Genomic DNA, 21457 nt, shown 5'->3' with positions numbered 1-21457 from the left:
GACAGACACTTGTGCACCGACCGCGTACCACTGCCATGAGCGAACCCGAGTCACCAACGTACGACCGGCCCGTCAGCATCGACTCCACCGAGGCGTTCGAGGACCTCCTCGCGAGCGAGCCACGCGTCCTCGTGGAGTTCTACACCCGCAACTGCTCGATGTGTGCCGCGATGGAGCCGGTGCTCGGGAACGTCGCGAAGGTGACCGAGACGCCCATCGCCCTCGTCAACGGCGGTGACCTGTTCGACCTCTCGAGCGAGTACCGCATCAGCTCCGTGCCCACCCTCCTGCTGTTCGAGGACGGCGAGGAGGTCGACCGACTCTCGGAGGGGTTCGTGGGGGCCGACGGGGTGCTCGAGTTCCTCGGTGAGGACCCCGACGCGATCTAGTCTTCGTCGGCCGTCGCGGGCGCCGTCCGCCCGCCGATGGGGTCCGTGACCCCGTCGAAGTACCGTTCTGCCACCGTCTCAGCCGTCCTGAGCGCGAGCGCCTGGCCCGTGTGGGTGGGGTTCGCGCCGCCGACCCCGTTCGCCAGCGCGGAGTGGTCCGCGACGAACAGGCGGTCCACGTCGTAGGCCTCACACCCCTCGTCGAGCACGCGACCCATCGCCATCGAGGACTGCAGGTGGAGCAGGATGGGTGCGGCGTCCGCGCGGTGGACGTGCTCGGCACCCACCTCGCGCAGCAGACGAGCGGCCCGCTCGGCGAGCTCGTCGCGCCGCGCGTCGTCCTCCGGGTGCGGCTGGAACTTCACGAGCGGGACGGGACCGTGCTCGTCCTCGGTGTCGAAGTCGAGCGAGACGCCGTTCTCTCGCCGGGGTCGGTCGTCCGTGTGACAGATGAGCGTGAGCGTCCGGCGGTACTTGCTCATCAGCTCCTTCAGTTTCCGGCCGGTCACGCGACCGGCCGTGTCCCACGGCTCCCCCGCGGTGTCGCGGTCGAACCAGAACTCGCCCTGCCCGCCGCCGTACATCGCCATCGAGGTGATGCCGGGCGCGAACGTGTTGACCGCGATACCGCCCACGCCGGGCACGTCGAGGCGTGACCCGGCGGCCTGTCCCTGATGGGGGTTCACCTCGCGCTGGCCGATGGTCCCCTCCAGCGTGTCCGGGTCGAAGACACCGGCCACGAAGTCGAACCAGTGGGTGGTCATCCCCTTGCCGACCCAGCCGTTGTCGGGGAGGCCGGAGTCGAGCCAGAGCCGGGGCGTCTCGATGCAGCCGGCGGCCAGCACGACCACGTCGGCGTGGACGCGCTCGCACGTGCCGGCCCACGTGTCGCGGAACTCGACGCCCGTCGCCTGCGGGTCACCCGTGCCGCCCCCGGTCAGCACCTCGGTGACGAACGCGTTCGGCCGTATCTCGACGTGGCCGGTCTCCATCGCCCGCGGGACGAGCGAGACGTTCGAGGAGCGTCGCGCCCGGTCCTCGAAGTCGGACCCACGGGGGTGCGGGCCGCCCTGGTGCTCGTGCGCGGCGAGCGTGTCACCCTCGACGTCCCCGAAGTCGCCGTCGTAGTCGCCGTCTCGGGCGAGTCGCTCGTCGGGCTGGAGGATGGCGTTCGGGAACGGCCGGTAGCCCTCCTCGGTGACGTTGTAGCCCGTCGTGAGGTCGTAGCCCGCCCGTCGGGCGCCCTCGAAGAACAGTTCGGCCTTGGGAGTCGTCGGGGCCGGCCTGATGGGGTGGGTCGCCTCGAGGTGCTGGTAGTAGGGCACGAGGTCTGCGTAGTCGATGGGCCAGTCGGGCTGGTCGTCGACGCTCCCGACAAACGCCCGCGGGTGGTTCGCGTAGTAGTGCTGGGTGGTGCCGCCGACGCCCGCCAGTTGAGCGACGATGGCCTGCTGGGGGACCGTGCGTGCCCACGCTGGGCGGTCGCCGTCGGCGGGACCCCACCGGAGTTTCCCCATTATCAGGTCGTTCATCTCGCCCTCCTTCGCGGTGAACTGCTCGTCGTACCGGTCGCCCGAGAGGTCGCTCGGGTCCGAGGACGACTCGCCACCCGGTGCCTCGCGCGGCGCGGGCCACTGCTCGTTGCCGTAGAACGGCCCCGCCTCGAGGACGGTAACGTCGATACCGAGTTCGCCGAGGCGCCACGCCAGCGCCGGGCCGTCGCCACCCGCCCCGACCACGACGACGTCCGTCTCGCGTTCGCGCATCAGTAATCGTCCTCCTCGAACTCGTCGACCTCGTAGCCCATCGAGACGGCGTACCCCTCCGCGGGACCGGGGTAGCCCGCCTGCGTCCAGCCCTGCGAGCCCTCGCCGTCACCGGTCAGTTCCGTGTAGTAACAGAACTGCACGAGGACGACCGTGGCGCCCGCGATGTACTGGACGATACCGAGGTTCTCGTTGTCCTCGGCGAGTCTCGGGACGATGCCCTCGGACTCGAGCATCCGGACCGCCCGGAGGCGGTCACGCGGCGCCAGCCACGAGTACGGCCCGACCGAGAACGCCGACTCGGGCGACTGGAACCCCGACTCGCGCTTCCCACGCAGGGTGAGTTCCAGTGCCGCGACGTCGAGCAACGCGGCCACGAGCGGCCCCAGTGGGACGGTGTCGTACCCGAGCGCGCCCCAGACGCCGCCGTCGGCCTCCTGCAACTGGTTCACGCGCTCGTGGAGCAGTTCGTCCAGTCCAGCATCTAGCCCACCGGGGACGTGTTCCTCGCCGAGTGCAGCGAGTTCGGGCGTCTCCGGGACGATGGCGTCCACGAGTGCCGCGAGGGTGCCACGGACGTAGCTCACGAGGTGCCCCCCACGTCGGCCGCACCGTCGCGTGTGTCAGCAGTTCGCATTCGTACCCGCCCGTGGGGAGTCCTCGCACAATACCTGTTCGGTCCGTGGCACGTCCAACGCCGGGCAACGCACGCGGGGTTTCTCCCGGCGCGTCGGCCACGGCGTTTAACACCGGTCCGGCACCTACGGTCACTGATGACAGACTGGAACCTCCGCGTGCGGATGGCGATCGTCGGGGCCATCCTGTTCGCGTTCTACCTCGGTGTCGCGGCGTTCGTCACGGCTGCGACGGGCGCCCCACTGTGGCTCGTCTTCGGTGTCGGTATCGTCGTCGTCCCGGCGTTACAGTACAAGCTCGGGAAGTGGATGGCGCTCCGTGGCGCCGAGGAGATGCCCGAGCGCGGCGAGTACGCCGAGATACACCGCACCGTCGAGTCCCTCTCGCGGGACATGGACGTCCCGAAGCCGAAACTGATGGTGATGGAGATGGGCGTCCCGAACGCGTTCGCCGTCGGGCGGAAGGGGGCCGGCGTCGTCGCCGTCTCCCCCCAGTTGCTCCACCTGCTCGACCGCGACGAACTCGAGGGCGTCCTCGCGCACGAACTCGCCCACATCAAGAACCGCGACGTGATCACGATGGTCGTCGGCCAGTCCATCGCGATGCTCGTCGGCTACGTCGCCTACTTCGCGGTGCTGATGGGCGGCGAGCGCAACATCGGGAGCTTCCTCGTCGCGATGGTGGCCTCATCCATCGCCAACGCGCTCGTGATGCTGTTCGTGCTCGCCATCTCGCGCTACCGCGAGTACGTCGCCGACGCCGACGCGAAGGAGGCCATCGGCACGGGCGACCCGCTGGCGCGGGCGCTCGAGAAGATCAGTCGGGGCGCAGAGGGGAAGGAGTCACAGCTCGACGACAGCGTCAGCGCGCTCTGTATCCTGAACACTGACCGGGGCCTGCTCCAGAAGCTCTTCTCGACGCACCCGCCGACGGAGAAGCGCATCGAGCGCCTGCGGTAGTCGGCCGGCGACCGTCTCGAACTCCGGAACCACACCGGACCAACACTGATTACGGAGTCTCGCCTCGGGGACCCGAGGAACCATGGCGTCCCAGAACACGCGAGCGTCGACCGCACCGGCAGCGTCGGTCGAACTCGTCGAGGCGTACGTCGAGATGTGGAACACCCGTGATTCGTCGGCCATCGAGGAGCTGGTCACCGACTGGTTCGTGATGTACGACCCGGCCGCGCCGGAAGAGGGCGTCGCGGGGCCGAAGGGCGAGGTCCACGGCCGCGAGGGGCTCCGGCAGTTCCTCGAGGGCGTGACGACGGGCTACCCCGACTTCGAGGTCGAGGTACTGGACCTGTTCGCCGACGAGGCGGGGGCGATGTACGAGGTCCGCCTGACGGGCACCCACGAGGGGAACCTGAACGGCCTCCCGCCCACGGGTCGCCGGATGGACGTCCGGGGCGTCTCGAAGCTCACCTTCGACGACGGTCGCGTCACCGAACACCGCGTCTACTTCGATACCCGCGAGGTGATGGAACAGCTCGGGATGACGTTCCCGGCGGTCCTGTTCCAGCTCCCGAAACTGCTGCTCGGGGCGGTCCGCGGCGGGCGCTGAGGGCGACTCCAGAAGCCCTCTCACAGCTCGGGGAGCGACCTCCGAACCACTTGATGGGCCTCCGTTCGGCGGGGACAGACACACCCGTCACCGTGTCGTACGGGAGAGTGATGCCAGACAGAGAGGCGGTTCGAGAGCAGTTCGTGGAAGCGTTCGAGGGAGCCGACTACCCGGTCAACAGCCCGATGGACCTCGTCCCGGCCCTTCCGAACGGCCCGGCGACACGGTTCGACGTCGGTGAGGAGACCATCACCGCGATGGAGCTGAACCAGCGCGCGCAGGGCGAGGCCGACTACCCCTACGACAGCGTCGACGACCTCGTCGAGGCGCTGCTGGACGGACTCGAAGAGCGCGACCACATCTGAACGGTCGCGGCGGTCCGCCCGGCCCCCGCCCACTTCTCGGGGGAACGACGCCACGAGCGACGCGGCCCGGTCCCGACGACGCCTACCGCTCGCCCGAGCCGTCGGTGACGGCCCGTGGCTGGCGCTCGGGCACCACGTTCGTCAGTATCTTCGCCTCGATCTTCCGGAGGTGCTCGCCGACGGTCCCCGCCGAGATGTGCATGCGGTCGGCGATGTCCTGGTAGGTGACGCGCCGTGGCTCCTGGTAGTAGCCCACCTCGACGGCCGTCCGGAGCGTCTCCTGTTGCCGGGGCGTGAGTCGCTGGAAGAACCCCTCGGCGCCGGGGGCGTACTCGCCGGTCCGGAGGAGCGTGAACGCCACGGACTCTGGGATCTCCTGCATCGCGTCGCGGAACGTCTCGTACTTGCCGATGGCGCGTATCTCGAGGCCGCCGCGCTCGGCGTAGCGCATCGGCATGTCGAGGACGAGTTCGTGGCGCTCGGCGATACCGAACACGCGGGCGACGCCGTCGGCCACGTCGACGTGGCAGTGGGCGTACAGCCGGTCGCCGCCGGTGGTCGCGATGTCGAACGAGTGGACCGAGGGCTCGGCCTCGAGGAGTTCGGCCGCCCGCGCGGCGTCGCCAACCGACTCGAACATCGCGACGGCGGTCCCGTCGTCGAGCGTGCGGAACTGGTGGATGGCGACCCGCCGGATGGTCGGGTCCTCACCGACCACCCGCTCGGCCGGGTGGAACCCGCCGTTGGGTGGGACCAGTCGGAAGTCGATGAATCGCATACCCCACCCTTCGCAGGGGGATAGATACCCCTTCTGCCGGGAGTTCCGGGTCGCTTTTCAGGCTCCCCGACACAAGAAGCGCCAAGCATGAACGGGGAAAACACAGTGCACGAGCGGCTCGTGGGGAGCGAACGATGACAGGAGAGCCGGACTGGCGACGCGCCGAGCGGGAGTACGAGGACTACGTCACCGAGGACGGGACGCTCCCCGAGCTGTTCTTCGCGGCCGCCGAGCGCCACGGCAGCCGCGACGCCCAGTGGTACAAGGGTGGGGTCTACGACCGCTCGCTCTCGGGGCTGGCGTTCCACGCCGCGCTGGAGGGAGAGTGGGCGTCGCTCACCTACGCCGAGATGGCGGGTATCGTCGAGCGGCTCGCCGCGGGGTTCCGCGAACTCGGCGTCGAACCCGGCGACCGGGTCGGCATCCACGCCAACACCCGGATGGAGTGGGCGCAGTCGGACTTCGCGCTCCTCTCGGCCGGCGCGGTGGTCACCACCGTCTACACCGAGTCCGAACCCGAACGCATCCAGTATCTGCTCGACGACCCGGACGCCGACGGCGTCGTCGTCGAGAACGAGGAACTGCTCGAACGGGTCCTCTCCGTCGAGGACGAACTCGACCTCGAGTTCGTCGTCGTCGTCGACGAGTACGAGAGCGACCGCGAGGACGTGCTCACGCTCGCGGACGTCTACCGGCTCGGTCGGGAGGCCGACCGGGACGGCATCCCGGTCGAGCGCGACCCCGACGACCTCGCCTCGCTCGTCTACACCTCCGGGACGACGGGCCAGCCCAAGGGCGTCCAGCTCACCCACCGGAACTTCCGGTCGAACGTCGCGGGCGTCCGCAAGCGGTTCGGCCCGCGACCCGACAAGGGCGACGACGTCCCCGTCATCGACGAGGAGATACGGATGCTCTCGTTCCTCCCGCTGGCCCACGTCTTCGAGCGGATGGCGGGCCACTTCCTCATCTTCGGCTCCGGTGGCACCGTCGCCTACGCCGAGTCCACCGACACCGTCGGCGACGACATGGAGGCCGTGGCGCCCTCGGGCGTCAACAGCGTCCCGCGCGTCTACGAGCGCATCTACGCCCAGATGCGCGAGCAGGCCGGCGACGGCACCCGCGGGCGCATCTTCCAGTGGGCGCTCGACGTGGCGCGTGACTACGGCGAGGTGAAACGGACCGACGACCCGGTCGGCCTCGACCTGAAGGTCAAGCGCGCCATCGCCGACAGCCTCGTGTTCTCGCAGGTCCGCGAGGGTGTCGGCGGCCGCGTCGAGGCGCTCATCTCCGGCGGCGGCTCCATCCCGCAGGAGCTCACGGAGCTGTTCGACGGGATGGGTCTGCCCATCAACCAGGGGTACGGCCTCACCGAGACGTCACCCGTCGTGAGCGTCAGTCCGCCCGAGGCGCCGCGACACGGGTCGCTCGGCCCGCCGCTCGCGAACGTCGACGTCCACATCGACGAGAGCGTCGTCGACGAGGACGAACAGGCCGAGGCCGAGGGGAGCCTCGGCGAACTGCTCGTGAACGGGCCGAACGTCACGCAGGGCTACTGGGAGAAGCCCGGCGAGACGCAGGGAGCCTTCACCGAGATGGACGGTGAGCGGTGGTTCCGGACGGGTGACCTCGTCGAGCAGTCCGACGACGGCTACCTCACCTACCGCGACCGGCTCAAGCAACTCATCGTGCTCGACACCGGGAAGAACGTGGCGCCCCAGCCGATCGAGGACGCGCTGACGACGCAGGACGTCGTCGCGCAGGCGATGGTCGTCGGCGACGACCAGAAGTTCATCGGCGCCATCGTCGTCCCGGACGCGGCCGAACTCGAGCGCAGGGCCGAGCGCGAGGGGTACGACCTGCCCGACGACGAGGGCGCTCGCTGCGAGGACGCGACGGTCCGTGGCTGGGTCGAGGCGGCCGTCACCGAGGCGAACGAGCGGTTCGACAAGTCGGGACGGGTCAAGGAGTTCCGGCTGGTCTCGAAGGAGTGGACCGCGGACAACGGCCTGCTCACCCCGTCGATGAAGAAGAAGCGCCGGCACATCTCGAAGGAGCACCAAGACCTGCTGGACGACATCTACGGGTAGCCGCGGGCGTTCAGGTCGACTGGGCACCCTCACCGTCGCCGGGGATTCCGCCGGAGCCACTCATCGACCGGACGTACGCCACGGCCAGCAACGCCGAGACGACGATTGGCAGGAAGGTGAAGAACGCAGCGACGGGGCTGACCGTCACCGTCTCGCCCGTCAGCAGGACGAGCGTCATCAGGCCGATGGGGGCCGCGAGCGTCGCGCCGAGTATCAGCACGACACCGGCGAGGACGTAGCCCCACGTGCGCCGTCGATAGAGCCACACGGCGGCGAGGAGTATCGAGGGCACCACGACCCCGAGGTCGACGACGTGGCTCGTCAAGGCCTGCGGCCCCGACTCCTCGACGATGGTGGGGGTCGTCCCCTGGAGGAGCGCCGGCAGGATGTCAGAGAGCCACAGCGCGGCGAGACCCAGCCCGACGACGAACAGCGCCCCGGCGTACAGCGCGGGGTCGACGCGCCCCTCCAGCCGCCGGCGGATGCGCTCCGGGTCGGTGCTCCACATCCCGCCGACGAACGTGAACAGCGAGAGCCCGAACAGCGCGACGTAGACGAGGAACAGCTCGTTGTAGGGTATCTGGATGGCGGCGGACGCCCAGATGTACGTCATGAACGCCATCCCCCCGAGCCAGACGAGACGGCCGCGCGGCGAGCCACGGGCGGCGGACCACAGCCCGACGGCGAGCACGGGCACCCCGACGAGGAGTACGGTGAGGTCCTGGATCTGGTAGGAGAGGGCGATGTCGGGCGGCGCCCGGTAGTGGCCGGGGCGGAGCAGTCCGACGAGCGACGAGCCGACCGAAAAGGCGAGGATGGCGACCGTCGACCAGCGGTGCCATCGTCTGAGTTCTCTGGTCATGATCTTCACCCGCCACGACGTTGGCTCACCGGGACGTTAGAGCCGCGGGCTGGGTCCCACGGCGCGGGAGTGTATCGCCGAGCGTGACCGTCCCACGTCAAGGGCCTCCGATGTGACGGGATAGTCGCTTGCCCGCCCGGCCGGACCACGAGGTGATGTTCGACGACACGGCGGCGTTCAGAGCAGCCCTCCGTGACTACCTCGAGGAGGAAATCGAACCGGTCGTCGACGAGGCCGACCGGAACGGCCCGATGGCCCGCGACGAACTCGTGGCCTATCTGCGGGACCTGCGCGAACTCGGCGTCGGGTTCAACCCCGAGACGGCGCCGCAGTACTTCGACGACCTGCCGCGGTTCGCCGTCGCCAGCGAGGAGATATCGCGGGTGTGGCCGTCGCTCAACGTCACCATCCAGCTGTCGTTCCCGGCCCTGTTCGTCCAGCACGCCGCCGAGTCGACGCGGGCCGCGGAACTCGACAAGCTCCAGCGCGGGGAGTGCATCGCCTGTCTCGCCGTCTCGGAGCCGGACAGTGGCTCCGACACGGCCCGCCCGCGAAGGAAGGCCCACAGGGACGGCGACGAGTACGTCCTCGAGGGGTCGAAGACGTGGGTCGGCAACGGCGGTATCGCGGACGTGGCGCTCGTCGTCGCCGAGGACACCGAGATCGGCGCCTCCGACACGTTCCTCGTGAGTCGGGAGAACAGCCCGTGGGAGGCCGAGCCGCTCGACAAGCTCGGCTGGAAAGGTGTCTACAACGCCCGGATGGAGTTCGACGAGGTGCGCGTGCCCGCCGAGAACAAACTGACGAACATCGTCGGCAACGCGATGGTCGACGGCCACGAGCTGACCGAGATCGTCCCGTTCCCCGAGAGCGTCACCGACCTGTTCGCCCGACAGAAGCCGCTGAACGCGACGTTCTCGTTCATGCGGACGGGGATGGCCTACATGGGCATCGGCATCATGGAGGCCGCGTTCGCCGAGGCGCTCGAGTACGTCCAGCAGCGCGAGACGTTCGGCAAGCCCATCGCGCAACACCAGCTCGTCCAGAGCCACCTCTACGACATGAACGCCGATCTGGAGGCTTCTCGGGGTCTCGCCCGGACGGCGGCAGAGGCCCTGCAGGAGGGCTCGGAGGACGTCCGCCGGCTCACCTCGCTCGCCAAGGGGTTCTGCTGCGAGCGGGCCGTCGACGTGGCCGACTCGGCGCTCCAGTCCACGGTGGCGAGGGCCTGAAGACCGGGAACCGCCTCGAACGGTACTACCGCGACGCCCGCACCCTGACCATCCCGGACGGGACGACGGAGAGACAGAAGCTCGTCGTCGGCAAGGAACCGACCGAGCACTCGGCGTACACGGAGAACGCCGAACGACGCGCCGAACAGACGTCACTGCATACACCCGTGTAGTCGACACGCACCCCCCGGCCGTCGTTCGGTAGTTCGGTTGGCCGACGCTGTAGCGAAGGGGCGGCCCGGCCACGGAACACTCCTCGATAGGAGGACGAACGGAAGGTCGTGTGGTGTCCGACCCGTCACGCCCGGACGTTCCGAGTCCGGTACCGCGTTCAGACCATCTGCCGGCAACTCTCGGCGCAGTCGGCGAGGACGTCGGCGTTGACCTGACAGTGGCCGTGATCGTGCTGGCGGCACTCCTCGGCGCAGGCCTCACAGACCTCCGCGCAGGCCTCGGCGAGGTGGCCGCTGTACTCCGAATCGCGGGCCATGAATCGGGCGTGCAACGAGGCGATGTCGGCGACGTCCCGGCAGAGCCGGGCGCATCGCTCCATCTCCTCCTCACCGAGACACTCGTCGGCGCACCACTCGCTGGTCTGGGCGGCTTCGTTACAGTTCTCGATGCACTCGCGCTGTTCTCCGCTCAGGTGGTCGATCTTCCCGACCGTCTCTGCAAGGGACATTGCAGTCCCACCTAACGCTCCGACTCTCTCCCCCGTTACCCCTTCGAGTGCAAGCCTCTCCGACTCGGCCGACGTCCCCCGACCGGGGTCAGGATTCGCCGACCAGTCCGGGCCCCGAAACGTGGAGAGCGAGGTGAACCGACGCGAGACGGTTCGTACGCGGGCTTGGGGTCGAGAGAGGACCCTGCATCAGAAAGTCCAGCGTCGGTGAGTCCGGAGCCGCTCTCGGTGGCCGTGGGTCGTACCGAGAACGCGAGTCCGGCGGTGTTCACGCTCGTGACCGTCGCCGTCGGCGTGGTCACGACGACAAAATCGTGGGAGTTCCGTCGGCAGACGTCGCATACCGGCGTGGTGCCGTACAGTAGTGCCTCCGACCGCCGAGCAGACCCACTCCGTAGCCAGCACGACGGTCGTCTCGGTCTTCGAGGAGTCCGAAGCCGCCGTTCAGCCGTACCGCTCGGTGATCATCTCGGCTCGCGGCCATCACGAAACCCGCCTGCTCGACCGCGGGGTCGTCGGGTGCGACGAACTCCGCGCGGGTACACACCCCGGCCTCGAGCCCGAGGTACCCGTAGCCCGTGCCGTCCTCGATGTGCGTGTCCATCTCCGCGGCGAGGTCCTCGGGCAACTCGTCGGACACCGACGCCACGGGCACGTCGGTCATCACGAACAGGAAGTCGCCGTCGAACCCGACGCCCCAGTCGCTGGCGGACTCGGCGTCCGCCTCCCTCTCGTCGATGCGCTCGCCATACGCGGCGAACCACGCTTCACTCGGGAAGGTGAGTGTCACACGATCGCCCGTCGGCGGTCTCGGGCACGGTCGTTGGGCCTCTGGACGGAGGGTGTTGAAGTGGAGTGGTCGGCGACGCACTGGCTCGCACACGCTCCGCGGTGCTCACGGTGTGAGTCAGACCGAGAAGTGGGCCAGCTCGGATTTGAACCGAGGGCCTCCCGGTTATCAGCCGAGCGCTCGTACCTAGCTGAGCTACTGGCCCTAGATGAGCGCATTCCACCGTACCGCCGTGATTCGTTTAAGGGTATCGTTTCGGGAGCAGCCGCGACCCCTCAGCGGCGTGCCGCGGTCTCACGGTCCGTGCCACCGGCCCCCAGCATCCGTCCGCCGTAGCGGTACCCCAGCAGCCCGAGGACGGCGAGGACAGCGAGGATCCCGACGGCCAGTTCCAGGTCGCCCGTGGCGAGGCCCGCGCCAGCCGCGGCGACCAGCAAGTGCGCGGGCGTGCGCGCGACGACGACGAGCAGGACGAACCGGCGCAACGGGATGGCCGTCAGCCCGGCGAGGAAACACAGCGCGTCGTCGGGGAGCCCGGGGACGAGGAACGCGAGGAACAGCACGGTGTCGCCGTGCGCGGCGACGAGGTCGTCGAACCGTTCGACCGCGTCGGGCGTGAACGCCCGCTCGACGTACGCGCGCCCCCAGCGGCGCGCGAGCAGGAAGGCGGCGACGGAGCCGATGGTCACCCCGACCATCGTGTAGACGGTGCCGCCCAGCCACCCGAACAGGTAGCCGCCCGCGAGCGCCACCGCGGGGCCGGGGACGGGCGCGACCACGATGCCGGCGGCCGTGACGAGGACGTACACCACCGGCGTCAGCAGGCCGTACCCGTCGACCGCTGCCCGGACCGCGTCGGCGTCGGTCAGCCACCCGACGTAGCGCCAGCCGAAGAGCGCGAAGAGGCCGAGCGCGGCCAGCGCCACCGCTCCGAGAAGCAGAGTGCGGTCACGGGCGGCGCGGGAGGCGAAGAGGTCGATATCGGAAAGAGATGCCCCGAGGGCAAAGGCGTGTGGTTGGCCGAGGACAGTCCCCGTCGCTGGACTCGGCGCCGGAGTCTAGCAGCGGCGGGCCGAAGTGCTCGTCCGTCCGGAACGCGAGTCAGTTCTCGCCCGTCTCGCCCCGGTTCCGGTCGCTGTCCTCGAACCGGTAGTCGTCCTCGTCGAGGTTCACCTCGCGGCGCTCGCCGCCGCCGGCACCCACCCCGCCGGGGAACCCGCCAGTGTAGACGCCGCCCGATATCATCCCGCCCGCCTTCGCGTCGGCGTAGGGGACGACGACGTACTTCTTCAGCAGGACCCGGATGGGGTATCGCGTCGGTGGCAGCACGAGCACGATACCGAGCAGGTCCGTGACGAGACCCGGCGTCAAGAGGAGCACCGCCGCCACGAGGAGGAGTACCCCGTCGAGCAACTGGTCGGTCGGGACCTCCCCCTGTGCCAGTTTGGACTGGAGGCTGCGCAGGGTGTGTCGCCCCTCCGCCCGGACGAGGAGGAGGCCGATGAGCGCCGTCAAGACCACCAGCGCTACCGTCGCGACGGCACCCAGGTCCACCGGTCCGATCGAGGTGGCGAGCGTGACGAGCAACATCGCGTCCAGGAGCGGGATGAGCAACAGGACGCCGACGACCCGCAGGTCTACCATACCCCTCATACCGGCGTCGGCGTCAAACCGGTTTCGATGGCCGAGGCCGCTCGTCCGCGCCCGTGGCGAAGCGACGGGCACAAGCCCCGACCCGACCGAGGGGCCACATGACCGACCACGACTACGAGTGGGACCGCGGCGGGCCGTGGGTGAGCCTGTTCTCCGGCGGCAAGGACTCCTCGTGGGCGCTCTACCGCGCACTCTCGCTCGACCTCCCCGTCGAACGACTGCTCACCGTCCACCCGCGGGGGGAGTCGTTCATGTACCACACGCCGGCGACGCACCTCGCCACGCTCGCCGCCGAGAGCGTCGGCATCGACCTCGTTGACGTCCACCCGGAGGACTTCGAGGCGGACGCCGAGCGCGACACCGACTCGGGCGAGCGCGGCGACCGCGAGCTCGAACCGATGGAGCGGGCGCTCGAGTCACTCCGCGACGAGCTCGGTGGACTCGCCGGCGTCACGGCCGGCGCCATCGAGAGCGAGTACCAGACCTCGCGCATCCGGGCGATGGCCGACCGGCTCGGCTGTCAGCTGTTCGCCCCGCTCTGGCAGCGCTCCCCCCGCGAACTGGCCGAGGAGATGCTCGACGCGGGCTTCGAGATACGTATCGTGCAGGTGGCCGCCTACGGGCTGGACGAGTCGTGGCTCGGGCGCACGCTCGACCACGAGGCCCTCGCGGAGCTCGAGGAGCTCCACGACGAGTACGGCGTCCACCTGCTGGGCGAAGGCGGCGAGTTCGAGACGTTCGTCGTCGACGGGCCGCACATGGACCGCCGTATCGCACTGGAGTACGAGACGGTGTGGGAGGGGGACCGGGGACACGTCGAGGTGACGGACGCGTCTCTGGAGTAGGGCGGTCGCGGTGCTGAGCGGTGGCTGTGCGGTCGCGGCGCTGAGCGGTGACCACCAGCGCACCTACCCACCGTGAGCGCCGGAGGCGCGAACGGCGCAGTTTTTCCCCACGTTTTTGCGACGAGAGGTGCGCGAGCGGAGCGAGCGCACCCGAGGAGTAAAAAGTGGGTTCTATTCTTCGGTCGTCAGCTGCGTGTGCGCCCCGATCAACGCCCCCGCGAGGTCCATGTTCTCGATGGTGGTCTGCTCGTCGATGATGGTGTCGTGGATCTCCGAGTCGACGACGCGGGCGCCGGGGAAGACGACGGAGCCGCGGACGACGCTGTTCTCCACGTGGGCGCCGGCCATGACGTGCGAGTCCGCGTCGACGACACTGTCGGTGACCGTGGCGCTCTCGGCGACGACGTTGGTCCCGTTCAGCGCCCACGAGACGGCCTCGAGGTAGGACGCCGGCGTGCCGATGTCGAACCACGCCTCGTCGAACGCGAACGCCGAGACGGTCTCGCGGTCGACGAGCCACTGGATGAACCAGCCGGGTTCGTCGGGGTTGTTCCCCCCCTCGAGGTACTCCTCGAACCGGATGGACTCACGCGGGAACGCGTAGCAGGCGATGGATACGAGCGTGCTGTTGGGGTCGTCGGGTTTCTCCTGGAAGTCCACGACGGTGTCGCCGTCGAGTTCCACGAGCCCGTACGAGCGGGCCTTCTCCTTGCTCCCCACGTCGTAGGCCGCGAGGACCGGGCCCTCCTTGGCCTCGAAGAAGTCGACGAACTCGGAGAGGTCGAAGCCGATGAGGTTGTCGCCGGCGACGACGAGCAGGTCGTCGTCCACGCCCTCGCGGTCGACGAGCTGGGCGAGCGCACCGACGACGCCGAACTTCTCGTCCTCCTCGGTGGTCTCCTCCACCGAGAGGGTGGGCTTCTCGAACTCGCTCTCTGCGAGGTACCGCTCGAAGTCCGCGGCGAACCGTTCGTTGGTGGAGACGAACACCTCCTCGATGCGCTCGTCGGCCTCCAGTTCCCGGAAGATGCGGTCGATGACCGTCGTCTCGCCGACGGGGAGGAACATCTTGGGGCGGTGTTTCGTGATCGGCCACAGGCGGGTGGCGTACCCGCCGGCCAGGACGACTGCTCTCATGGCGTGTGACCTATCTCCGGGCCGGTAAGTCCCTTTCCCTTCGACAGTTTCGCGGGCCGTGGCGGGGAGAAGGCACTTGTTCGGGCGACGCGAACGGGTGGTATGCAGGGTGCCGAACGGACCACCCGCCAGCGCATCGCCGAGTACCTCCGTCACGAACCCGCGAAGGGTGGGACCCTCGCCAACGAGTTCGGCGTCACCACGAACACGGCGCTCACGCACGTCGAACACATCGCGGCGTCGCTGCAGGGCACCGACGAGGAACTCCTCGTCGCCCCGCCGGAGTGCCGCGACTGCGGGTTCACCGACTTCGACGACCTCGTCAATCGCCCCTCACGGTGCCCGGAGTGCAAGTCCGAGAACGTGGAGGAACCGTCGTTCACCATCGACTAGGCCCGCTCCACGAACGCCGCCGCCCGCCTGACGAGCGCCGGGTGCGGGTCCGCCTCGTCGCGGGCCGCGCCGACGCGAGCGAACGCCTCGCGAACGTCGGTCCCGTCGTGGACCGCGAGTGCCGCGGCGGCCACCGACACGCTGCGTGAGGCCCCCGCCGAGCAGTGGACCAGTGTCGTCTCGCCGCGTTCGAGCGCCGCCACCGCCGCGCGAGCGGCCGCCGCGAAACGCTCGGCGTCGTTCCGTGGCCCGTCGACCATCGGGCGGGCGTGGACCCTCGGGTCGGTCGGAGCGTCGCTCGGTGTCTCGTGCGTGAGTCGAATCACGGTCTCGACGCCGGCGTCGTGGAGTGTCGCCACGTCGCCAGCGTCGGCGAGCGACCCGACGTAGAGGTTCGGCGTGACTCGGTCCATCGTCGTTCAGCTCGGAAGCGGCACGCTCACGTCTCGTCGTCCCACATCGCTCCCACCACCGACTCCGGTTCGACCCGGAGGACCACCCGTTCCGGGTCGCCCGCCTCGTCCACCGACAGCCACGTGGCCCCACGGGGCGTGTCGACGCAGGGGTCACAGACCGCCCACCGACGGCTCAGGCCGTCGCCAACCTGCACCGTACGGTACGTCCCCGACCTGTCCCCGCAGAGCCGACACGTTCTGCTCACGATGGTATCCGTGAGGCGGAACACGGCGAGACAGCAAGAACCTGTTGGCCACACACACTGTATAGAGGCCCGACAGTTCGTGCGAGTGCTACACACGTCACTCAGTAGCACCGTGCCTCGACGCGCCCCTCGTAGAGGCGTGTCAGCAGGTTCGTGATCGGCCCGTCACTGGTGATCACACCGTCGACACTCGCGACCGGACGGAGTTCCCACGTGGAGTTCGTGAGGAACACCTCGTCGGCCCCACGGACCTCACCGACGGTGTAGCGCCCCTCCTCGACCGGGAACGACTCCTCGGCCGCGAGTTCGAGGACCACCTCGCGGGTGACGCCGGGGAGGAGGTCACCCGCCGCGGGGGTGTGGAGCGTCCCGTCGTCGACGAAGAACAGGTTGCTCGAGGCGCCCTCGGCGACGAACCCCTCGGTGTCCCGCATCAGCGCCTCGTCGGCGACCCGTCCGTCGCCCTCGGCCGCCGCCCGCCGGAGTTCCACGCGGGCGAGGATGCCGTTCAGGTAGTTGTGCGTCTTCGCGTCCGCCGGCAGGCACGCGTCGGGCACCCGCCGCGTCTCGACGCTACGGACCACCGCGGGGTCGGTCCACGACTTCCCGCCGCCGACACCTCCCACCGGGAGTTCTCGGACGACGACGACCACCGTCGGGTCCACCTCGGGGTCGGGCGTGAGTTTCCCGGGCTGGACGCCGCGCGTGACCGAGACCCGGCAGTAGGCCTCGCGCAGGTCGTTGGCCGCGAGCGTCTCGGAGACGCGCGCAGCGAGGTCGCCGGGGACGGCGTCGGGCATCCCGAGCGTCTCGCAGGTCCGCCGGAGTCGCGCGAGGTGACGCTCCCACTCGAAGACGGTACCGCCGTAGACCCGCATCGTCTCGAACGCGGCGTCGCCGTAGCGGAATCCCCGGTCCTCGACGCTGACTGTGGCGTCCTCGCGGGCGACGAGGTCGCCGTCGACGTGGTACATGCGCTCACGGTCGGGGCACGGCGGTTTCCCTGTTTGGGTGCGGGGCGCCCGGCCCACGGCTGGCGTGATGCGACCCGGCGCCGCCGCTGACGGGCGTGCAGGTCGGAGAAGCGGCGGCGGGGCGGTGTTACTCCGCGGCGTCCTGCCAGCCACGGACGCGCTTCTCGGAGATACCCGTCTCGTCGGCCACCTCGGCGGCGTCGGCCGCGACGAGGTCCGCGACGCTCTCGACGCCGGCCTCGTTCAGGCGCTTGGCGTAGGCTGGGCCGATACCGCTGACGGAGTCGACCGGTTCCTCGCCTGCTTCGGGTTCGGTCGGGACGGGACCGGCCGCCTCGGCGGGTTCGGCCGCCGACTCCTCCGTGCCCGCGTGTTCCGTGACGCCCGTGGCCTCCGCGTCCTCGGCCACCTCGCTCTCGCCGGACTCGTCGGCCATCGACCCGGTGGAGGCCGTGGCGTCCGTCTCGGCGGCCACCGGCTCCTCGTCCTCGGTGTCGGCGTCGACCGCCTCGCTCTCCTCGTGCTCGGGCGACTCCTCCGTCCCCTTGACGGCCGCCTCGTTCTCCGTGGCGGCCTCGCCGTCACCGCTCTCGCGTTCGATGCGCACGTCCGTGCTGGACGACCCGTTCGACTTCCCACGGTCGCTACGTGAGGACCCCAGTCCGAAGATGGACAGGATGTCCCCGATGATGCCGAGTACGCTCATAGTGGTTACAAGTGAACGACACTACTTAAACTCGTACACAACGGTGGCACTTATAGACCGGCCCGTAATGCCCGGTTCATCGGGTCCACGGGGGCCTCGTGGCCCGTCCAGCGCTCGAACGCGGCGGCCCCCTGGAACAGCAGCATCCACGCCCCGTCGACGGTCAGCGCGCCCACGGCGCTCGCCTCCCGGAGCAGTCGCGTCTCGAGCGGTCGGTACACCGCGTCGAGCACGGCGAGGTCCGCGTGGAGCGCGGCCTTCGACACCGGCGTCTCGTCTGTCTCCATGCCGACGCTCGTCGCGTTGACGAGGAGGTCCGCGTCGGCGAGCAGGTCACCCAGCGCGTCGAGGCCGTGGGCGCTCGCGCCCGGCACCTCGCTCGCCAGCGACTCGGCCCGTTCGACGGTCCGGTTGGCGATACGCACCTCGACACCCTCGTCGGCGAGGCCGAACGCGGCGGCCCGGCCCGCCCCGCCGGCACCGACGACCACCGCCGTCCCCGCGATGTCGACGCCGTGGTGCTCGAACGCCCGTGTCACCCCGAGTGCGTCGGTGTTGTGCCCCGTCGGGCGCTCACCCGAGAGGTCGACGGTGTTCACCGCGCCGATACGTTCGGCGAGGGGGTCCGTGTCCACGAGCGAGCACACGTCCTCCTTGAACGGGATGGTGACGTTCAGCCCCCGGATGCCGAGCGCCTCGGCCCCCGAGAGGGCGGCGGCGAGGTCGTCGCGGGCCGGTTCGAAGGTGACGTAGCGGGCGTCCAGCCCAAGCGTCTCGTAGGCGGCCTCGTGCATCGGCGGAGAGAGCGAGTGCCCCACCGGGTTGCCGAGCAAACCGTACACCTGCATACCCCGCGGTGCGGGGGGCGTCGGGTAAACGGTGACGGTGGCGGCGACGGCGGTCACGGCGGCAGACAGGCAGCCGGCGAGACGGCGTCCGAGCGGTGGGACCGGCCCGCACACCCGGCCCCAGAGCGTCAGAGTTAGGTGCGTACCTCGCCCCTGTCCGGCCAATGAGTCGTCTCCGTCATCCGCTCGTCGGCGTCGCGATGGCGCTCCTCCTCACGGCCCCGTGGGTGGGGTCGAGCCTCTTCGGCGCCGTCGGCGGATTCTCGAACATCACCGTCGTCACCGTCGCCGGGCTGTCCGTCCTCGGCGCCTCGTTCCTCCTCGCGTGGGGCGCCGAGACCGCCGAGAAGGACGTCCCACGGGCGTTCGCCATCGCCGTCCTCGCGGTGCTCGCCGTCGCGCCGGAGTACGCCGTCGACGCCCTCTACGCCTTCCAGGCTGGCCGGGGGGACCCCGAGTCCGCCAACCTCGCCGTCGCGAACATGACCGGCGCGAACCGCATCCTCATCGGCCTGGGCTGGTCCGGTATCGCGCTGTTCACCGTCTACAAGGCCAAGGCCACCGACGACCCCGCCGTCGAGACGCGCCGTGGCTTCCTCGCGGACAGGGTCAACCTCGACCGCGACATCTCGCTCGAGGTCATGTTCCTCTTCCTCGCCACGATGTGGGCATTCCTCGTCCCCCTCGGTGGCGGCATCGACGCGATAGACGCGTTCTTCCTCGTCGGTCTCTACGTCGCCTACATCGCCGTCGTCCTCAGGGGCGACGTGGAGGAGGTCGAAGAGCAGGTCGGGGTCCCCGCCTACTTCCAGTCGTTCGCCCGTGCGGCACGCGTCCCCATCGTCATCGGTCTGTTCGCCTACTCCGGACTCATGATATTCACGGCCGTCGAGCCGTTCGCGCACGGGCTGGAGGTGCTCGGCGAGGACTTCGGCATCCCCGCGTTCTTCATGGTCCAGTGGATCGCTCCGCTCGCGAGCGAGTCACCCGAACTCATCGTCGTCGCCTACCTCGTGAACAAGGCCCGTTCGACCGCGGGGTTCAACGCGCTCATCTCCTCGAAGTTGAACCAGTGGACGCTGCTCATCGGGACGCTCGTCGTCGTCTACTCCATCGGGCTCGGCGCGTACGGACCGCTCCCGTTCGACGAGAAGCAGGCGGCCGAGATATGGATCACCGCGGCCCAGTCGTACTTCGCGCTGGCCATCCTCGTCAACTTCGACATCAGTCTCCGCGAGGCCGTCGCGCTGCTGGTGCTGTTCCTCTCGCAGGTGTTCCTCGAGTTCGGCCTCATCCGTGGGTTCGTCCCGGAGGTGCTGACGAGCTACGAACTCCTGCTGATCTACACGGCCATCTACATGATCGTCGGGACCGCGATGTTCGTCCGGCGGCGCGACTCGCTGCGACGGCTGGTCGGCCGCGCGAGCGACACCGTGCAGGTGGCGTTCGGGTCGAAGGAACCGACGCCGGAGCGCGCCGACTGACGTGCTGGCGATCGTCGTCTCGCGGGCCGACGAGGCCTCCGTCAACGTCGGTGACCGACTGCTCGAACTGGCCGACTGGACCACCCACGAGGACCGCGAGCGACCCGAGAGCGACGGTGGCGGGACCTACCACCGACTGGAAGGCGCTCCGGGCGCCGTCGAACTCCGTACCTTCGAGGCACTCCACCTCCACCTCGGACGACCCGCGGACGCCTTCTCCGGGACACCCGACCTGCTCGTGTTCGCCTCCCGGCACGCCGGCGACACCGACGCCCTCCTGACGGCCCACACCACCGGCAACTTCGGGCCGGCCGAGTTCGGCGGCGAGGACTACGCGCTCGCCGAGGCCGCCCCGAACGCGCTGGCCCGCATCCGCGAGGCGTTCGCCGAGCACGCCCCCGACGGCTACGAGGTGGGGATGGAGTGTACCCACCACGGCCCGACCGACGTGGGGTGTCCGTCGCTGTTCGCGGAACTCGGGAGCGACGAACCGCAGTGGGGAGACGAGGCGGGCGCCGAGGCCGTCGCCCGGGCGGTCCTCGACCTCCGTGGCGTCGACCCGCACCGCGAGCGAAGCGTCGTCGGCCTCGGTGGGGGCCACTACGTCCACCGGTTCGAGCGCCTCGTCGTCGAGACGGACTGGGCGGTGGGCCACGTCGCCTCGGACTGGGCGCTCGGGGACGTCGGCGACCCACGGGAGCACCCCGCGGTGTTCCGCGAGGCGTTCGAGGCGTCGGCGGCGACCCGCGCGCTCCTGGACGGGGACGGCGACACCGACGCGATGCGCGAACTGGTCGCGGACCTCGGCTACGACGTGGTGAGCGAGACGTGGCTCCGCGAGACGAGTGGCGTCCCGCTCGACGTGGTCGAGCGGGTCGAACATCGCTTCGGGAGCGTCGACGAGGGGACCCGCTTCGGTGACATCGCCGGCGAGACCGCCCCCGACGCGTTCGTCGAGGCGACCCTTCCCGAGCGTCTGCTGGAGGAGTGCGTCGGCATCGACCGTGACCGCGCGCGGGCGGCCGTCGCCGAACGCAGCGTGGCGTTCGCCACCGACGAGGGCGGCACGGTCCCGACCGGCCCCGTGCTGCTCGTCGACGGGGCCGACCGGGACGCCGTCGTCGACGCCCTCGTCCCGCTGCTGGAGACGCGCTACGACGAGGTGACCCGGAACGGCGACACTGTCACCGTACGCACGCGCGAGTTCGACCCAGAGAAGGCGGCGACCCTCGGCGTGAGCGAGGGGCCGGCGTTCGGCAAACTGGCGAGCGGGCAGGCCGTTGAGGTCGGCGGTCGGACCATCGACCCCGAGGCGGTGACGAGCGTGCGGGAGGAGACGTTCGAGGTGTAGGTCGGTAGGTCGAGGGGAGGGACGCGGTGCGGAGGCGGTTCGGAAGCGGTGCGGAAGCAGTGCTGGTGCGGTGCGGGTGCGGTTCACGTTGTACCACGCTACCCCCGCTCAATCCCACGGACACCGACCCACCACTCGACGCTACGGGCGCTCACCACGGCTGGCGCGCTCGCGTCAGACACCCGCGGCACCCACTGGACCCCGACCGACAGGATTCTATATCGCGGTCAGCGGTTTACGCTCGAACCGGGAAAT

Annotated in this window: 23 protein-coding genes, 1 tRNA gene and 1 pseudogene; 10 read left to right on the top strand and 15 right to left on the bottom strand. The window is 69.7% G+C overall.

Annotated features, from left to right (window positions below):
- The first annotated feature begins 35 nt into the window (after window positions 1–35).
- Window positions 36–389: a thioredoxin family protein gene (locus N0B31_RS00845; protein WP_260593833.1), complete on the top strand. Its 354-nt coding sequence runs from the start codon at window positions 36–38 to the stop codon at window positions 387–389.
- Here the strand turns inward: N0B31_RS00845 and N0B31_RS00840 are convergent.
- Together N0B31_RS00840 and N0B31_RS00835 are read right to left on the bottom strand one after the other, a co-directional pair.
- Window positions 386–2155, bottom strand: a complete 1770-nt coding sequence (locus N0B31_RS00840) for a GMC family oxidoreductase N-terminal domain-containing protein (RefSeq protein WP_260593832.1) — start codon at window positions 2153–2155, stop codon at window positions 386–388. The two genes, N0B31_RS00845 and N0B31_RS00840, sit on opposite strands and share 4 nt — an antisense overlap.
- Window positions 2155–2742 (bottom strand): hypothetical protein, encoded by a 588-nt coding sequence (locus tag N0B31_RS00835; RefSeq protein WP_260593831.1) that lies wholly within the window; start codon window positions 2740–2742, stop codon window positions 2155–2157. The genes N0B31_RS00840 and N0B31_RS00835 overlap by 1 nt, the downstream gene beginning before the upstream one ends.
- Window positions 2743–2928: 186 nt before the next feature.
- On the opposite strand from N0B31_RS00835, the gene N0B31_RS00830 reads away from it, so the two are divergent.
- The 3 genes from N0B31_RS00830 to N0B31_RS00820 all read left to right on the top strand — a co-directional run bounded on the left by N0B31_RS00830 (window position 2929) and on the right by N0B31_RS00820 (window position 4719).
- A complete protein-coding gene (locus N0B31_RS00830; protein WP_260593829.1) occupies window positions 2929–3750 on the top strand; it encodes a M48 family metallopeptidase in 822 nt (273 codons plus the stop codon).
- Window positions 3751–3832: 82 nt separating this feature from the next.
- A complete protein-coding gene (locus N0B31_RS00825) occupies window positions 3833–4354 on the top strand; it encodes an ester cyclase (RefSeq protein ID WP_260593828.1) in 522 nt (173 codons plus the stop codon).
- 110 nt (window positions 4355–4464) lie between these two features.
- Complete coding sequence (locus N0B31_RS00820; RefSeq protein WP_260593827.1) at window positions 4465–4719, top strand: MTH865 family protein; 255 nt, start codon at window positions 4465–4467, stop codon at window positions 4717–4719.
- Window positions 4720–4801: 82 nt separating this feature from the next.
- On the opposite strand, the gene N0B31_RS00815 is transcribed toward N0B31_RS00820, so the two are convergent.
- Complete coding sequence (locus N0B31_RS00815; protein WP_260593826.1) at window positions 4802–5497, bottom strand: helix-turn-helix domain-containing protein; 696 nt, start codon at window positions 5495–5497, stop codon at window positions 4802–4804.
- 134 nt (window positions 5498–5631) lie between these two features.
- Between N0B31_RS00815 and N0B31_RS00810 the strand changes: the two genes are divergently transcribed.
- Window positions 5632–7584 carry an AMP-dependent synthetase/ligase gene (locus N0B31_RS00810; RefSeq protein WP_260593825.1) on the top strand — a complete coding sequence of 651 codons (1953 nt, stop codon included), beginning with the start codon at window positions 5632–5634 and terminating at the stop codon, window positions 7582–7584.
- 10 nt (window positions 7585–7594) lie between these two features.
- Here N0B31_RS00810 and N0B31_RS00805 read toward each other — a convergent pair whose 3' ends face one another.
- Window positions 7595–8446, bottom strand: a complete 852-nt coding sequence (locus N0B31_RS00805) for a hypothetical protein (RefSeq protein WP_260593823.1) — start codon at window positions 8444–8446, stop codon at window positions 7595–7597.
- Between the two features lie 155 nt (window positions 8447–8601).
- On the opposite strand from N0B31_RS00805, the pseudogene N0B31_RS00800 reads away from it, so the two are divergent.
- Window positions 8602–9851 (top strand): annotated as a pseudogene (locus N0B31_RS00800) (acyl-CoA dehydrogenase family protein).
- 158 nt (window positions 9852–10009) lie between these two features.
- On the opposite strand, the gene N0B31_RS00790 reads toward N0B31_RS00800, so the two are convergent.
- The 5 genes from N0B31_RS00790 to N0B31_RS00770 form a co-directional block, all read right to left on the bottom strand.
- Complete coding sequence (locus tag N0B31_RS00790) at window positions 10010–10360, bottom strand: four-helix bundle copper-binding protein (RefSeq protein ID WP_260593821.1); 351 nt, start codon at window positions 10358–10360, stop codon at window positions 10010–10012.
- Between the two features lie 298 nt (window positions 10361–10658).
- Window positions 10659–11150, bottom strand: a complete 492-nt coding sequence (locus N0B31_RS00785; RefSeq protein WP_260593820.1) for a hypothetical protein — start codon at window positions 11148–11150, stop codon at window positions 10659–10661.
- A gap of 130 nt (window positions 11151–11280) precedes the next feature.
- Window positions 11281–11355, bottom strand: a tRNA-Ile gene (locus N0B31_RS00780).
- A gap of 70 nt (window positions 11356–11425) precedes the next feature.
- Complete coding sequence (locus N0B31_RS00775; RefSeq protein WP_260593819.1) at window positions 11426–12076, bottom strand: TVP38/TMEM64 family protein; 651 nt, start codon at window positions 12074–12076, stop codon at window positions 11426–11428.
- A gap of 175 nt (window positions 12077–12251) precedes the next feature.
- Window positions 12252–12794 (bottom strand): FxsA family protein, encoded by a 543-nt coding sequence (locus tag N0B31_RS00770; protein ID WP_260593818.1) that lies wholly within the window; start codon window positions 12792–12794, stop codon window positions 12252–12254.
- Window positions 12795–12901: 107 nt separating this feature from the next.
- On the opposite strand from N0B31_RS00770, the gene N0B31_RS00765 reads away from it, so the two are divergent.
- A complete protein-coding gene (locus tag N0B31_RS00765) occupies window positions 12902–13648 on the top strand; it encodes a diphthine--ammonia ligase (RefSeq protein ID WP_260593817.1) in 747 nt (248 codons plus the stop codon).
- Between the two features lie 171 nt (window positions 13649–13819).
- Here the strand turns inward: N0B31_RS00765 and N0B31_RS00760 are convergent, their stop codons facing one another.
- Window positions 13820–14785 carry a nucleotidyltransferase family protein gene (locus N0B31_RS00760; protein ID WP_260593816.1) on the bottom strand — a complete coding sequence of 322 codons (966 nt, stop codon included), beginning with the start codon at window positions 14783–14785 and terminating at the stop codon, window positions 13820–13822.
- Between the two features lie 102 nt (window positions 14786–14887).
- Here N0B31_RS00760 and N0B31_RS00755 point away from each other — a divergent pair, with 102 nt between their 5' ends.
- The gene (locus tag N0B31_RS00755; RefSeq protein WP_260593815.1) at window positions 14888–15178 is read left to right on the top strand and encodes a transcriptional regulator; all 291 of its coding nucleotides are present in this window, start codon (window positions 14888–14890) and stop codon (window positions 15176–15178) included.
- Here N0B31_RS00755 and N0B31_RS00750 read toward each other — a convergent pair.
- The 5 genes from N0B31_RS00750 to N0B31_RS00730 all read right to left on the bottom strand — a co-directional run bounded on the left by N0B31_RS00750 (window position 15175) and on the right by N0B31_RS00730 (window position 18367).
- On the bottom strand, window positions 15175–15591 hold the full coding sequence (locus N0B31_RS00750) for a dual specificity protein phosphatase family protein (RefSeq protein WP_260593814.1): 417 nt from the start codon (window positions 15589–15591) through the stop codon (window positions 15175–15177). The genes N0B31_RS00755 and N0B31_RS00750 overlap by 4 nt on opposite strands.
- A 26-nt stretch (window positions 15592–15617) precedes the next feature.
- A complete protein-coding gene (locus N0B31_RS00745) occupies window positions 15618–15788 on the bottom strand; it encodes a hypothetical protein (protein ID WP_260593813.1) in 171 nt (56 codons plus the stop codon).
- A 152-nt stretch (window positions 15789–15940) separates the two neighbouring features.
- The gene (locus tag N0B31_RS00740) at window positions 15941–16813 is read right to left on the bottom strand and encodes an aminotransferase class IV (RefSeq protein WP_260593812.1); all 873 of its coding nucleotides are present in this window, start codon (window positions 16811–16813) and stop codon (window positions 15941–15943) included.
- A 127-nt stretch (window positions 16814–16940) separates the two neighbouring features.
- Window positions 16941–17519, bottom strand: coding sequence for a helix-hairpin-helix domain-containing protein (locus tag N0B31_RS22545; RefSeq protein WP_303655782.1), 579 nt, complete (start codon window positions 17517–17519; stop codon window positions 16941–16943).
- A 50-nt stretch (window positions 17520–17569) separates the two neighbouring features.
- On the bottom strand, window positions 17570–18367 hold the full coding sequence (locus N0B31_RS00730) for a shikimate dehydrogenase (protein WP_260593811.1): 798 nt from the start codon (window positions 18365–18367) through the stop codon (window positions 17570–17572).
- Window positions 18368–18531: 164 nt separating this feature from the next.
- On the opposite strand from N0B31_RS00730, the gene N0B31_RS00725 reads away from it, so the two are divergent.
- Window positions 18532–19851, top strand: coding sequence for a calcium:cation antiporter family protein (locus N0B31_RS00725; RefSeq protein ID WP_260593810.1), 1320 nt, complete (start codon window positions 18532–18534; stop codon window positions 19849–19851).
- Between the two features lies 1 nt (window position 19852).
- Window positions 19853–21202, top strand: coding sequence for a D-aminoacyl-tRNA deacylase (locus N0B31_RS00720; RefSeq protein ID WP_260593809.1), 1350 nt, complete (start codon window positions 19853–19855; stop codon window positions 21200–21202).
- Window positions 21203–21457 lie beyond the last annotated feature (255 nt).

Source organism: Salinirubellus salinus, from assembly GCF_025231485.1.
Classification (GTDB): Archaea; Halobacteriota; Halobacteria; order Halobacteriales; family Haloarculaceae; genus Salinirubellus; species Salinirubellus salinus.
The sequence above is the reverse complement of the archived record's forward strand: the minus strand, read 5'-3'. Positions and strand labels throughout refer to the sequence as shown.

Excerpts from the sequence above, each read along its gene's own strand:
- N0B31_RS00845 (WP_260593833.1), top strand. The coding sequence starts at position 36 with ATGAGCGAACCCGAGTCACCAACGTACGACCGGCCCGTCAGCATCGAC.
- N0B31_RS00840 (WP_260593832.1), bottom strand. The coding sequence starts at position 2,155 with ATGCGCGAACGCGAGACGGACGTCGTCGTGGTCGGGGCGGGTGGCGAC.
- N0B31_RS00830 (WP_260593829.1), top strand. The coding sequence starts at position 2,929 with ATGACAGACTGGAACCTCCGCGTGCGGATGGCGATCGTCGGGGCCATC.
- N0B31_RS00825 (WP_260593828.1), top strand. The coding sequence starts at position 3,833 with ATGGCGTCCCAGAACACGCGAGCGTCGACCGCACCGGCAGCGTCGGTC.
- N0B31_RS00820 (WP_260593827.1), top strand. The coding sequence starts at position 4,465 with ATGCCAGACAGAGAGGCGGTTCGAGAGCAGTTCGTGGAAGCGTTCGAG.
- N0B31_RS00815 (WP_260593826.1), bottom strand. The coding sequence starts at position 5,497 with ATGCGATTCATCGACTTCCGACTGGTCCCACCCAACGGCGGGTTCCAC.
- N0B31_RS00810 (WP_260593825.1), top strand. The coding sequence starts at position 5,632 with ATGACAGGAGAGCCGGACTGGCGACGCGCCGAGCGGGAGTACGAGGAC.
- N0B31_RS00805 (WP_260593823.1), bottom strand. The coding sequence starts at position 8,446 with ATGACCAGAGAACTCAGACGATGGCACCGCTGGTCGACGGTCGCCATC.
- N0B31_RS00790 (WP_260593821.1), bottom strand. The coding sequence starts at position 10,360 with ATGTCCCTTGCAGAGACGGTCGGGAAGATCGACCACCTGAGCGGAGAA.
- N0B31_RS00770 (WP_260593818.1), bottom strand. The coding sequence starts at position 12,794 with ATGGTAGACCTGCGGGTCGTCGGCGTCCTGTTGCTCATCCCGCTCCTG.
- N0B31_RS00765 (WP_260593817.1), top strand. The coding sequence starts at position 12,902 with ATGACCGACCACGACTACGAGTGGGACCGCGGCGGGCCGTGGGTGAGC.
- N0B31_RS00760 (WP_260593816.1), bottom strand. The coding sequence starts at position 14,785 with ATGAGAGCAGTCGTCCTGGCCGGCGGGTACGCCACCCGCCTGTGGCCG.
- N0B31_RS00755 (WP_260593815.1), top strand. The coding sequence starts at position 14,888 with ATGCAGGGTGCCGAACGGACCACCCGCCAGCGCATCGCCGAGTACCTC.
- N0B31_RS00750 (WP_260593814.1), bottom strand. The coding sequence starts at position 15,591 with ATGGACCGAGTCACGCCGAACCTCTACGTCGGGTCGCTCGCCGACGCT.
- N0B31_RS00740 (WP_260593812.1), bottom strand. The coding sequence starts at position 16,813 with ATGTACCACGTCGACGGCGACCTCGTCGCCCGCGAGGACGCCACAGTC.
- N0B31_RS22545 (WP_303655782.1), bottom strand. The coding sequence starts at position 17,519 with ATGAGCGTACTCGGCATCATCGGGGACATCCTGTCCATCTTCGGACTG.
- N0B31_RS00730 (WP_260593811.1), bottom strand. The coding sequence starts at position 18,367 with ATGCAGGTGTACGGTTTGCTCGGCAACCCGGTGGGGCACTCGCTCTCT.
- N0B31_RS00725 (WP_260593810.1), top strand. The coding sequence starts at position 18,532 with ATGAGTCGTCTCCGTCATCCGCTCGTCGGCGTCGCGATGGCGCTCCTC.